At 70.0% G+C, this 12,241-nt stretch carries 10 protein-coding genes; 5 read left to right on the top strand and 5 right to left on the bottom strand.

The features are described from left to right. Window positions 1–15: 15 nt before the first annotated feature. From ACWDUD_RS14945 to ACWDUD_RS14935, 3 genes are read right to left on the bottom strand one after another with little or no spacing between them, the layout of a single operon-like run. On the bottom strand, window positions 16–1,293 hold the full coding sequence (locus ACWDUD_RS14945) for an oxygenase MpaB family protein (protein WP_450109798.1): 1,278 nt from the start codon (window positions 1,291–1,293) through the stop codon (window positions 16–18). Next, window positions 1,290–2,462 (bottom strand): alpha/beta fold hydrolase, encoded by a 1,173-nt coding sequence (locus tag ACWDUD_RS14940; RefSeq protein ID WP_450109797.1) that lies wholly within the window; start codon window positions 2,460–2,462, stop codon window positions 1,290–1,292. The genes ACWDUD_RS14945 and ACWDUD_RS14940 overlap by 4 nt, the downstream gene beginning before the upstream one ends. Then, the gene (locus tag ACWDUD_RS14935; protein ID WP_450109796.1) at window positions 2,459–4,261 is read right to left on the bottom strand and encodes a multicopper oxidase family protein; all 1,803 of its coding nucleotides are present in this window, start codon (window positions 4,259–4,261) and stop codon (window positions 2,459–2,461) included. Before ACWDUD_RS14935 ends, ACWDUD_RS14940 begins: the two co-directional genes overlap by 4 nt. Before the next feature lie 157 nt (window positions 4,262–4,418). Here ACWDUD_RS14935 and ACWDUD_RS14930 point away from each other — a divergent pair, with 157 nt between their 5' ends. Next, window positions 4,419–5,216, top strand: a complete 798-nt coding sequence (locus ACWDUD_RS14930) for an esterase/lipase family protein (protein ID WP_450109795.1) — start codon at window positions 4,419–4,421, stop codon at window positions 5,214–5,216. 41 nt (window positions 5,217–5,257) lie between these two features. Next, entirely contained in the window at window positions 5,258–5,836 is a 579-nt protein-coding gene (locus tag ACWDUD_RS14925) for a TetR/AcrR family transcriptional regulator (protein ID WP_197251298.1), read from the top strand. 3 nt (window positions 5,837–5,839) lie between these two features. Here the strand turns inward: ACWDUD_RS14925 and ACWDUD_RS14920 are convergent, their stop codons facing one another. Beyond that, window positions 5,840–6,616, bottom strand: a complete 777-nt coding sequence (locus tag ACWDUD_RS14920; RefSeq protein ID WP_197251260.1) for a DUF2249 domain-containing protein — start codon at window positions 6,614–6,616, stop codon at window positions 5,840–5,842. A gap of 56 nt (window positions 6,617–6,672) precedes the next feature. On the opposite strand from ACWDUD_RS14920, the gene ACWDUD_RS14915 reads away from it, so the two are divergent. From ACWDUD_RS14915 to ACWDUD_RS14905, 3 genes are read left to right on the top strand one after another with little or no spacing between them, the layout of a single operon-like run. Continuing rightward, window positions 6,673–7,413, top strand: coding sequence for a helix-turn-helix transcriptional regulator (locus ACWDUD_RS14915; protein WP_197251259.1), 741 nt, complete (start codon window positions 6,673–6,675; stop codon window positions 7,411–7,413). Continuing rightward, window positions 7,410–8,495: a hypothetical protein gene (locus ACWDUD_RS14910; RefSeq protein ID WP_450109794.1), complete on the top strand. Its 1,086-nt coding sequence runs from the start codon at window positions 7,410–7,412 to the stop codon at window positions 8,493–8,495. Before ACWDUD_RS14915 ends, ACWDUD_RS14910 begins: the two co-directional genes overlap by 4 nt. Continuing rightward, complete coding sequence (locus tag ACWDUD_RS14905) at window positions 8,492–11,050, top strand: multicopper oxidase domain-containing protein (RefSeq protein ID WP_450109793.1); 2,559 nt, start codon at window positions 8,492–8,494, stop codon at window positions 11,048–11,050. The genes ACWDUD_RS14910 and ACWDUD_RS14905 overlap by 4 nt, the downstream gene beginning before the upstream one ends. Before the next feature lie 70 nt (window positions 11,051–11,120). On the opposite strand, the gene ACWDUD_RS14900 is transcribed toward ACWDUD_RS14905, so the two are convergent. Continuing rightward, the gene (locus ACWDUD_RS14900) at window positions 11,121–12,233 is read right to left on the bottom strand and encodes an NAD(P)H-dependent flavin oxidoreductase (RefSeq protein WP_248675296.1); all 1,113 of its coding nucleotides are present in this window, start codon (window positions 12,231–12,233) and stop codon (window positions 11,121–11,123) included. Window positions 12,234–12,241: the final 8 nt, after the last annotated feature.

The following is a 12,241-nucleotide window of genomic DNA, read 5'->3' as shown; positions in this document are numbered from 1 at the left end:
CGCCGCTGGGCGGTGTCAGCGTCGCAGTGCGCCGCTGGCGTCGAATTGTGCTTCGCGTCCCTGCATCTGCGCCCGGTACCAGTTCTCGCGGTGGGCGACCATGATCTTCTCGTGCACCTCGGCGACGCCGGGGACGAAGCGGCGGGCCAGTTCCATCGCGGTGATGAGCGGGAACCGGGCGATCGGAATGATCAACCACGGCAGCACCTTCGGCATCGAGTACTTGCGGCGGGTACCGGGCGCCATGTAGATCGCCGAGTACACGGAGTTGATGCGGAAGTTGTAGGCCTCGCGCAGGCGGGTCAGGCCGCGGTGTCCGTCACGCGGGGCGAACGCCTGCGGGTACGACTCGATCAGTTCCTTGCCGTGCTTGCCGGAGTCATGTGAGCGGGACACCACGGTGGTCGCGAGGGCCCGCAGGCTGTCGCCGATGGTTTCCGGGTACCAGCGCAATCGCACCCCGAGCAGGTACCCCATGTACTTCTGGAAGTGGATTAGCGCGCGGATCTCCTTCGGAGTGGTCTGGTATCCGAGCACCCACAGCGCCAGGCCCGGGGTGACGCTGCCGGCGATGAGGGTGAGCATCATGTAGGTCTGGCTGATGGGCAGACCCCACTTGGACTGGTCCCACTCGGGATGGTTCGCCACCCGGGAGCGGACGGACACGTGCATCACGCGCACCTTCAGTGCGGTGGCGCGGCCCTTCGATCCGGGGGTCAGCAGCGCGCCGGGTTCGGACACGTCCATCCAGAAGCGGCAGGTTTCGAGGAATCGGCGCAGCGCGTTGTCCCCGGCGTAGCCGCCGGCCAGCGACAGCGGTGTCGCGACCGCGGCCTCGGTGTAGATCTCGAGGGTTTCGGCGCCGGCGAAGCTGAACAGCATGGTGCCCCAGCGTCGCCAGATCGCCGCGCCCTGCTCGACGAGTTCCGGTTGCACCCAGTCGGGCACGGTTTCGAACTCCTCGAACAGCGCGCGCATCGACTCGGGTGCGTCGGGCACCGCGTCGATGCCGTCGACGAGGGCGATCTCGAGCATCTCCCGCGTCCGCTTCGGCCCGGTCTCCCCGTGGTAGACCTCCTCGACGAATCGTTCCGCGGTGGGGTCACCGCTGTAGAGGTCGTTGCACAGGGCGCGGGCCTGTTCGTCGGTCGGCAGGATGTCGAAACCGGTGAGTTTCAACACGAGTCGCCGCACCCGCTGGACACGTTCGGTCGCAACGGATTCCCAGTACGGGAACGCGGACGGGCAGCGGTCGATCTCGTCGGGTGTCTCACGCGCGATGGTGCCGGTCATGCCGGGACCTCCTGGTTCCGATCGTCGAGGACGGTGCGGCGGATCCAGCCGGCGAGGCGGGTGACGACGTCGTTCAGCCCGCCGGGCTGGTCCACCAGATAGTGGTTGAGGCCGCGCATCTCGATCAGTTCGGCGTCGCGGGGCAGCGCGGCGTGCATGAGCCGCGAGTCCTCGGCGAACGCGGCCTGGTCGCCGAGCAGGCTCATGACCATCGTCGGGGCGTGCACCGACCGCAGGTCGGTGAGCGCGTCGGCGTTGGTGCGGTCGGGACTCCACGTGCTCAGCCAGCTGCGGACGGTCACGAACCGGGCGAGCCCGCCGGCGGCGGTGTTCGCGGCCTTCGGATCACCGTACATGCTGCCGAGCTCGCGGTCGCTGGGGTCGATCGTCAGGTCGACGAAGCGCGGGTCGGCGACGGTGCGGTGCACGACGAAGCCGCGGTCGGAGGCGCCGGTGCGGTTCAGGTCGTCGAGCTGGTCGAGCGCCCAGGCGTCGATGCGGCGCATGCGGGCCAACTGCGCGTCCCGGTACTGCTGCACCCACTCGGGGTCGAGCGGCGCGGTCCGCGCGTACAGGTCGAGGTCCGGGTCGGTGAGGTACGGATCGGCCTCGTCGACGACGGCACCGTCGATCCAGTGCCGCAGCACCCGCGCCCGGCCGGGATGGGCCCCGACCAGCATCAGCGCGTCGGCGGGCCGCAATCCGGCCGACGCGAAGGGCGCCGGATCACCCGCGGGAGTCTCGGTGACGGTCGGGTTCTCGGCCTGCGACTGGTAGAAGGAGGCGAGCGAGCCGCCGCCGCTGAACCCGAGCAGCACGACCTTCTCGAAGCCGAGTTCGTCGGCCATCCAGCGCACCCCGGTGCCGAGGTCGAAGGCGGCACGCTCCATGATGAGCGCCGGTTCGTTCGACGCGTAGCGGGTGTTGAGGCCCATCGCGGGGATGCCCTGCTCGGCAATCGCCTTCAGCAGGAAATGGCTGAGGAAGTTCGATGCGGGATGACACATGATCACCCCCACGTCGGTCGAATATCCTTCTTCCGCCACCAGATTGGCGTGCAGAGTCGGATAGTGGCGGCTCAGCCCCGAATGCATCTCGACCCGGCCGTCGTTCGCCGGTTCGTACGGGATGCGCTGGAAGTGGTCGCGGATCTCGGTCCTGGAAGTCATGTCACCGTCCGGTATTTCAGCATCATGTCGTGGTCTTCGTGGTCGAGGATGTGGCAGTGCCACACGTAGCCCTGCAGTGTGTGTGCGCCGGAATGCTCCCGGTGTGCAGCCGGATCGGTGTGGCCGTGATCGCCGTTGCCGATGGTCCGGACCAGGTCGGTGGTGAAGGTGGCATCGGGGTCGAATCCGAGTTCCTCGGCGGTCGGGAACCGAACCACGATGCGCGTCACCGAGTTCGGGTCGCAGATGACCGTGTCCTTGAATCCGGTCTCCCACGGTTGCGGTCCGCGCAGCGGTTCGACGACGAACGGATCCGGGTCCGGGGTCCACTTGATCCCGAGCGGCGGCTGCGGCTGACGCGCGCACATCGCAAGGGTGTTGATCGCCTGCCGCCCCAGGACCCGGAAGGTCACCAGGTGCAGGTGCACCGGATGCGGATCCGGGGTGGCGTTGACGATGTTCCACTGCTCGACGGTGCCCTGCCGTGGCATCTCGATGTCGTCGCTGTGGAAGCGAAGGTTGTTGAGCGACATGATCGACGGAGGCAGGCGCACGTCCGAAGGCTGGCTCAACGACACGTTCCGCACGACCTGCGGTTGCGGGATCGGGCCCACAGGGTGGGGCTGCCCCGCTCCCCCACGGAGGGTCGTGGGAACCGGACCGGTGAATCCGCGCACTGCCTCCGCGCGGAACCGCATGAACACCGGCATCCGCACGGCACCGATCTGCGCGGCCTGGGGTGCGGCGTCCTCGGTGTTGCGGAGTTCGACGGTGGAACCGGCTTCGACCAACCCGAAATCGACGAGCAGGTCGACACGTTCGCCCGGCGAGAGCCGGATCCGGGTGGTCGCGGCGGGTGCGTCGAGCAGTCCGCCTTCCATGCCGATGACCCAGAACACCATGCCGTTGGAGAAACTCAGGTCCCACACACTGAACGAGGCGGCGTTGAGCAGGCGCAGCCGGTAGAGACCCCGCGCGACGCGAGCCTCGGGCCAGATCGTGCCGTTGACGACGCCGACGTCTCCGACGGCGCCGCCCTCCCAACGACCCTGCGGCACGATCGGGGTGGAACGGATGGACTGCGAACCGTCGCTGTCGACGATCTTCTCCTGCAGCACCAGCGGCAGGTCGAACTCGCCGGAGGGCAGGCCGAGCGGGTTTCCGGGCTCGCCCGTGTCGAACTCGTCGCGCAGCTGGTAGATGCCGGCGAGCCCGGCATAGACGTTGAGCCGGGTGACCGCCATCGCGTGGTCGTGGTACCACAGCATCCCGGCTTCCTGCCGGTTCGGGAAGCGGTAGGTCATGCCCTGACCGGGTCTCGAGACCAGCTCCGGGTGACCGTCGGACGCGGGCGGGGTGACCCCGCCGTGCAGGTGCAGCGAGGTCGGGATCTCGACGCGGTCGCGTTCGCTCAGCCCGTGCAGCGTGGTGTCGAAGTCGGGAGCGAAAGGATGGGCACTCAACCGGTTTCGGTACCGGACCTCGGTGGGCTGGCCGCGGTGCGCGGTGATGACCGGACCGAGATAGCCGTCGCCGTAGGCGAGGGTCGCGCCGGGCGGGAGGTCGCGGTGGAAGCTGTGGGTGGAGCTGACGGCGTCGATCTCGATCGTCGATCCGCTGACCTGCTCGAGCACCGGCAGTTCGTCGACGAACGGTGCGAGGGTCGGGGAACGGAACAGCAGGGGCCGGCCGATGTCGGGGCCGTCGGCGGTCGCACGACCGGTGAGAAGTCCGGTCGCCCCGACTCCTGCCCCCACGGCGATTCCCGTGAGAAGTGTTCTGCGACTGAGTTTTCGCATCGAGATGCTTCCATGACGAGCCCTGCGCGGACGAATGGGAAAGGCGGCCGGTCGTGATCCGAGCCACACAGTACCATAGGGTATGGTTCAGTCAAGATCGCTGCGACCAGGCACGATGAGGTCGCGCCGCTCCCCCGGTGACGCTCGAAGGAGAACTGTGCGACGACTTTTCGCCCGGGCATGGATCCTGGCCGCGGCGGCCGGCCTGTGCGCCCCCGCCGCGGCCACCGCGACCCCGGCAGCAGACCCGTGTGCCGAGCCGACAACGCCGCCGGTCGTACTGGTCCACGACATCGCATCCGATGCCGGTGCCTGGGACGAACTGGCCGCCGATCTCGGGACCGCCGGCCGGTGCATCCTGGCGATCACCTGGGGCGCACCCGAACCCGCCCACGTTCCCGTGCCGTTCGCGGGACTGCGCGGAGTGGATGCCGGTGCGCGCGACCTCGCCGCCGCCCTCGCAGGCGCCGGCACCGTGGACGTCGTCGCCCACGGCGTCGGCGGTCTCGTCGTCCAGCGTTATCTGCAGGATCACGGATCGCGGTCGGTACGGTCGCTGACGACGCTCGGCCCGATCTGGGACGGCACCGAGATCGGTGGACTCGCCGCCGCCGAGGAAGTCAGCCGCCGAATCGGGACATACGACCTGGTGCTGAGCCTCGAGAAGCCGGTGATCGATCCGGTCTGTGCGGGCTGCCGCGAGGTGATTCACGGATCCGACCTGTTGCGCGACCTTTACGCTCGCGGGCCGGTCACCGACGGTGTCCGGTACACGGACATCGTCTCGACGTGCGACGGGTTCGTCGTCCCCGCCACCGGTGCGTCGATGCCGGGCACGACCGTCGTCACGCTGCAGGAACGCGACCCCGGCAACTGCGCCGGACACTTCGCGTTGCCGCGCGATCCTCTCGCACGCGCTCTCGCCCTCGACGCGGTCGAGCACGGCGGCGTGTAGGCTCGACGCGGTCGAAGACAGACGAAGGAGTGGTTGACGTGATGCGCCAGCCGTCGGAGACCGGACGTCCGGCAGAGCGACGGAAACGGCTCTCGCTCGAGGATTGGACCGAGGCCGGACTGCGGCTTCTCGTCACCGAAGGCCGTGCGGCGGTGAAGATCTCCCGGCTCTGCAAGGAACTCGGCGTCACCAAGGGCAGCTTCTACTGGCACTTCGACGACATCGATCAACTGATGAAGGCGATCGCCACCCGCTACGCCTCGCAGGAGAACGACGCCGCCCGAGGGCTGACCAGCCTCGAAGAGCTGCCCGTCCGTGAGCGATTGGCGCGGATGGGCACGATGCTCGTCGACGATCGGGCCTGGGCGGCGGAGGTGGCGGTGCGGGAGTGGGCCCGCACCGACCCGAAGGTCGCCGAGTCCGTGCGCGCACTCGATCAGCGGATCATGGCCGTGGTCGAAAATGCCTTCCGTGAACTCGGTTTCGACGAGCGCGCCGCCCGCGTGCGCGCCGGAACACTCGTGTACGCGGGCATCGGATTCGTCTACGGCCGGGACAGCCTCGCCACCCCGACCATCGACGAGATCCAGGAACTGCTCGCCGTCCTCACCGCCCGGTGACGGTCACGCGCGGGTGAGCCGCAACCGCCACGCCTCGGGTCCGCGTTCCTCGTAGTCGACAGCCAATCGGCCGCCGGTTCGCTCGGCGAGCTGATGCAGCAGCGGAAGCGGGTCGTGCGGGGCGACCAGGACGAGTGCGCCGCCGGCGGGGACCGCGTCGAACGCACCGAACACCGTCGCGTGCCGGATCGCGTGCGGAATCTCGCGCACGTCGAGCACCGGATCGGGTTCGTCCTTCTCCCCGCACGTGCAGGTGTGACCCCCGCACCCCTGTTCGGACGCCTGGTCGTCGTGGGCGCCGAGCAGGTCGTGCATGCCCTCGACGGCACCGGCGAGCGAGACGTCCGGGTCCGCGGCGACCACCGGCAGGATCCGATCGTTCTCGTCGACGAGGTGCGCATCGAACATGGTGCGCAGCGCATACGCGGCGGCCGCGGCGCGTGTCGGGGACGCCTCGCGTTCGATGCTGTCGACGAGCGCCGCGATACGCCGGTGCACGGCGATCATGGACTCGACGAGCAGCTTCGCGTCGACGCGGCGGGCCGCGGCCGGGTAGAGAGCCTGCTCCTCGGCGATCGCGTGCGGCAACAGGGTGCCGGTGAGGTAGTCGACGACGGCGCGCCGCGCGACCTCGAAGCCTGTGTTCTTTTCGGCCGCGTCGAGCAGCGCATCGGTCAGATACGCGATTCTCCCGGCGATCTCGGCGTGATGGTTCCTGATGGCGTCGACGGCGTGCGCATCCTCCGCAGTGGCCGCGACGACGACGTTGTCGGTGGTCATTTCCACTCTCCTTGTGCAGGTGGCCGATCACCCGTCAATTTACTACAGTTATTTCCGTGGAAAATAGTGATCTCCTTCTCGGCCCCCGACCGACGCCCGCGACGGCGTCGCTCCCGGCGCTGTCGCCGCAGCGGATCACCGTCCTCGACGACGTCCGCGCCCACGGCCCCACCCGGATCAACGACATCGCCGAACGCCTCGGTCTGCACCCCAACACGGTGCGCGAACACCTCGACGCGCTCGTCGCGGACGCTCTCGTGGAAACCACCACCGAACCCGCCCACGGACGCGGCCGGCCCGCCAAGCTGTACCGGCCGACCCCGGCCGCCGACCCGACGAGTGCGAGCCGCGAGTACGCGGGACTCGCCACCGCCCTCGCCGGACACATCGCGCGCACCAGCCTCGATCCGGAAGCCGACGCCCGCGCCGCCGGACGCGACTGGGGTCACGAGCTCGCGCGCGAATCCGGTTGCGACGCGGCCGATCCGCACCGAGCGGTGCTCGATCTGCTCGCCCGGCTCGGGTTCGACCCGCACGACGCAGGCCACGCAGGCGGCATCGCACTGCGGCAGTGCCCCCTGCTCGACGCCGCGCGCCGCTACCCCAGCGTGGTGTGCCAGGTCCACCTGGGCATCGTCGAAGGCGTGCTCGAGGAGTTGCGTGCCGCGACCGGACCGGGATTGGACCTGCTCCCGTTCGCCGAGCCCGGGGCATGCCGGCTGTTCCTACCCGATCCGGCGTTCCCGGGTCCCGCAGCGGCCGACGAGCGGGCGGCCGACGAAGGGACGTCGCGATGAATCCCGTTCCGCGCCGCGCGCTGCTGCTGGTTCCGGGCGGGCTGGCACTGCTCGTCGGCCTCGACGCCGCACTGTTGCTGCTCGGCCTTCCCGCCCCGGTCGACACCGCACGCCTGCCCGAGATCCACGGAATTCTGCTGGTGCTGGGGTTCGTCGGGACGGTCGTCGCGCTCGAACGCGCGGTCGCGCTGGGCCGCCGCGCCGGATATCTCGCTCCGCTGCTGCTCGGTGCCGGCGGAATCGTGATGATGTCCCCTGCACCCCAGACAATTTCGGGATTGCTGCTGCTCGCAGGGACCGTAGCGCTCGTCGCGATCTACGTGCCGCTGTGGCGGCGAGCCGCGGACCCCGCGGTCCTCGTCCAGGCCGGGGGCGGTGTCCTCGCGGCCGGAGCCGCACTGCTGTGGCTCGCGCACGTCCCGGTCCCCGAACTGCTCCCGTGGCTGTGCACGTTCCTGATCCTCACCATCGCCGGAGAGCGCCTGGAACTGGCCCGGGTCGCGACGCTGGGGACCCCCGCCGAACCCCTGCTGGTCGCGATCGCGGGCGCGATCGTGGCGGGCACCGTCGGCACACTGCTGTGGCCGGCGGCGGGCTATCCACTGCTCGGCGCCGCGCTGCTCGCCCTCGTCGCCTGGCTGGTGCGCTTCGACGTCGCGCGCCGCACCGTCCGCGCCACCGGCCTGGCCCGGTACATGGCCGTGTGCCTGCTCGCCGGATACGCCTGGCTGGCGGTCCCGGCGCTGACCTGGCTTCTCGTCGGCGCCGTCCCCTCCGGTCCCGGCTACGACGCCGTCGTGCACTCGGTGATGCTCGGGTTCGTGATCTCGATGATCATGGCGCACGCCCCGGTGATCCTTCCGGCGGTGGTGCGGCGCCCGCTGCCGTACACCCCGCTCATGTACGGACCGGTGGCACTGCTGCACCTGTCGTTGCTGCTGCGCGTCGCGGTCGGTGACGTGCGCGGCGTCGAGTGGGCGGTCACGGTCGGCGGTGCGCTCGGCATCGTCGCGATCCTCGCGTTCGTCGTGGTCGCCGCCGGCTCCGCGCTGCGGCCCGCACGTCAGGAGGTTCCGGCATGAACGAGCGCGGGAGCTGGCATCTACGTGCCGGATCGGTCGTCGTCGCGTGGCTCGCGGCGCTGGTCGTCGTGTCCGTCGGGCACCGCTGGATTCCGCAGTCCGGCTGGCTGCTCGTGCACGTGCTCGCGCTCGGTGCGGTGAGCAACGCGATCCTGATCTGGAGCGGTCATTTCACCGACGCGCTGCTGCGGCGGCCGACCGGGTCCCGGCGGGCCGAGACCGCGCGCCTGCTGGTGTTCAATGCCGGTGCGGTCGCCGTGGTCGCCGGGATGATCTCCGGATGGTGGCCGGCCGTGCTGGTCGGCGGATGCGTCGTGGCGATCGTGGCGCTGTGGCACGGCACGACGCTGCTGCGCCGCCTGCGGTCGGCGTTGCCGTCCCGGTTCGGGCACACCGTGCGCTACTACGTCGCCGCCGCCGCGATGCTGCCGGTCGGCGTGGGAATCGGTGTGGCGATGGCCGATTCGCGACTGCCCGGCGAAGTACACGAACGGCTGGTCCTCGCGCACGCGGGTATCAACGTCCTGGGCTGGGTGGGCCTCACCGTGCTCGGCACCCTGGTCACCCTGTGGCCGACGATGCTGCGCACCCGCATGGCGCAGCGCGTCGAGGACGCCGCGCGTCGCGGTCTGCCGGTGCTGCTGGCCGCGCTCGCCGTCGGGGTCGCCGGTGCGGTCGCGGGGCTGCCCGTCGTCACGGCCGCCGGTGTCCTGGGCTATCTGGTCGCCGCGGGCTACGTGCTGGAGCCGCACCTCGACGAGATCCGGCGCAAGCATCCCGGCGACTTCGCGACGCTGTCGGTGCTGGCCGGTGTGCTGTGGCTGTTCGGTGTCCTGCTGTACCTGGCGATAGGCCTGGCGACCGCGGCGACCCCGTTCGAGGCCACCGAGGTCGCGGGTGCGGTGACCGCGGCGCTGCTCGCGGGGTTCGTCGCGCAGGTGCTGCTCGGCGCCCTCACCTACCTGATTCCCGTGGTCATCGGGGGCCGGGCCGCGGTGCAGGCCGCGATGGCCGAACTCGAACGCGGTGCCCCCTGGCGGTTGTCGGTCGCGAACGTGGGCCTGGTGCTGTGTGTGCTGCCGGTACCGAGTCTCGTCCGCGTGGTGTGCTCGATGCTGGTGCTGGTGGCGTTCGCGTCGTTCCTGCCGCTGGTCGTGCGCGCGGTGCTGGCGGCCCGTCGTATGCGGGGCGTGCCGTCCGCACCCGGGGTGCGCGAACCGGTGCCCGCGGCGCGGCGTCTCGGCATCGCGGCCGCAGGGGTCGCGGTGGTGGTGTTCGCCGCGGTCGGTGGTGTCGCGGCCGACCCGGCGGCCGTGGGTATTTCGAGTATCGACACGGTGGCGGTCGCGGAGACCGGGCACACCACCGAGGTCCAGGTGCGCGTCGAGGGCATGCGGTTCGTGCCGGCCGTGCTCGACGTCCCGGCGGGTGACCGTCTGGTGATCGAGTTCGTCAATTCCGGTGAGGATCGGCACGATCTGGTGCTCGCCAACGGCAAACGCACGGGCCGGATCGCTCCCGGGGAGTCCGCCGTCCTCGATGCCGGGGTGATCGGCGGCACCGTCGACGGCTGGTGCTCGGTCGCCGGCCACCGTCAGATGGGGATGACGTTGCAGGTCCGCGCCGACGGCGCCGCACCGGTGTCGCACGACGGACACGAGGCCGCGACCGCGGACACCGTGGACGTCTCGCGCAGCCTCACGATCGACCCCGGACCCGGCTTCGTCCCGCACGACGCGACCGCTCCGGCGGCCCGGCCCGATCACCGGATGACGCTGGCGGTCTCGGAGGTGGAGCGCGAGGTGGCTCCGGGAATCACGCAGAAGCTGTGGACGTTCGGCGGCACCGCACCCGGTCCGACTCTGCGCGGCCGGATCGGTGACGTCTTCGAGATCACGCTCGTCAACGACGGGACGATCGGGCATTCGATCGACTTCCACGCCGGTGCGCTCGCCCCGGACGGTCCGATGCGCACGATCGCGCCGGGCGAGTCGCTGACGTACCGGTTCACCGCGACCCGCGCCGGAATGTGGCTGTACCACTGCTCGTCGATGCCGATGTCGGTGCACATCGCCAACGGCATGTTCGGTGCGGTGATCATCGATCCGCCGGATCTGCCTGCGGTGGATCGCGAATTCGTTCTCGTGCAATCCGAGTTGTATCTCGGTGCACCGGGCGGCGAGGTGGACGCCGCGAAGGTCGCTGCCGGAACACCGGATCTGGTGGTGTTCAACGGGTATGCGAATCAGTACGATCACGCTCCGCTGCAGGCCCGCACCGGCGAACGCGTCCGCATCTGGGTGCTGCCCGCCGGTCCCGACCGCGGCACGTCGTTCCACGTGGTCGGTGGGCAGTTCGACACGGTGTGGGCCGAGGGCGAGTATCGGCTCCGGCCCGGCACCGGCGGAGCCCAGACCCTCGGATTGTTCCCGGCGCAAGGTGGATTCGTCGAACTGGAGTTCCCGGAGCCGGGTCGCTATCCGTTCGTCACGCACGCGATGACCGACGCCGAGAAGGGGGCGCACGGCGTCGTCGAAGTGCTCCCCCGAACCTGATCGCCGGCATCGGAAATTATCAGTGCCCGGGACGGATTCACCGTCCCGGGCACTGCACCCTCCCCCGGGTCTAGCGGGCCGCGTCGAGGCGGTCGACGGTCTTGTCGTATTCCGCCACCAACTCGGCCATGATCTCGGCCACCGGCCGGATCTCGTTCATGCGTCCGACGATCTGTCCCGCGGGCATCGCGACGACCTCGGGGTCGCTGCCCGCCGAGATCCGCTGGTGCGCCTCGCTGACGAGGATGTTCTGCAGCGGCATCGGCAGCGGTGCCGGTGCATCCGGCTTCGCCCACGCATCGGTCCACTTGGTCTTGAGCAGCCGGGCGGGCTTGCCCGAGTAGATCCGCGAGCGAACGGTGTCCGCGGAGGTCGCGGCGAGCAGTGCCCGCTGAACCGCGGTGGGGCCCTTGTCCGCTCCGCCGAGCTTGTACTCGGAGGTGGTCAGCCAGTACGAGCCCATCCACACCCCGGACGCGCCCAGCGCCAGTGCCGCCGCGACCTGACGGCCGGAGCCGATGCCGCCGGCGGCCAGCACCGATGCGGAATCACCGATCGCATCGACGATTTCCGGCCACAGCACCATCGAGGCGATCTCACCGGTGTGACCGCCCGCCTCGTAACCCTGCGCGATGACGATGTCGACACCGTTCTCGACGTGCCGCCTCGCGTGGTCGACGGCACCGGCGAGCGCGGCCACCGGCACGCCGTGTTCGTGCGCGAGGTCGATGACGTCCTTCGGCGGGGAACCGAGTGCGTTGGCGATCAGCGCCGGACGATGCGCGAGCGCGACGTCCACGTGCGAACGCGCCACCGAGTGCAGCCAGCCCAGCACACCCGTGGCGTGTTCGGCGTCGTCCCCGAGCGGCGGGACTCCCAGTTCGGTGAGGGTGCGGTCGACGAACGCGCGGTGCTCCGCGGGGATGAGCTTGTCGAGGTCGACGGCGGTGCCCTCGGTGGGCACCTTCGCCGGCATCACGATGTCCACGCCGTACGGCTTGCCGTCGGTGTTCTCGTCCATCCAGGTGAGCGTCGCGTCGAGCTCGTCCGGATCGTTGAATCGCACGCATCCCAGGACACCGAGTCCACCGGCCCGGCTGATGGCCGCTGCCACGTGCTCGGACGGGGTGAACCCGAAGATCGGGTAGTCGATTCCGAACTTCCTGCTGAGGTCGGTCTGCATCCGCCGTC

The organism is Rhodococcus sp. NPDC003382 (assembly GCF_053589135.1).
This window is presented reverse-complemented; position numbering and strand designations above follow the sequence as displayed.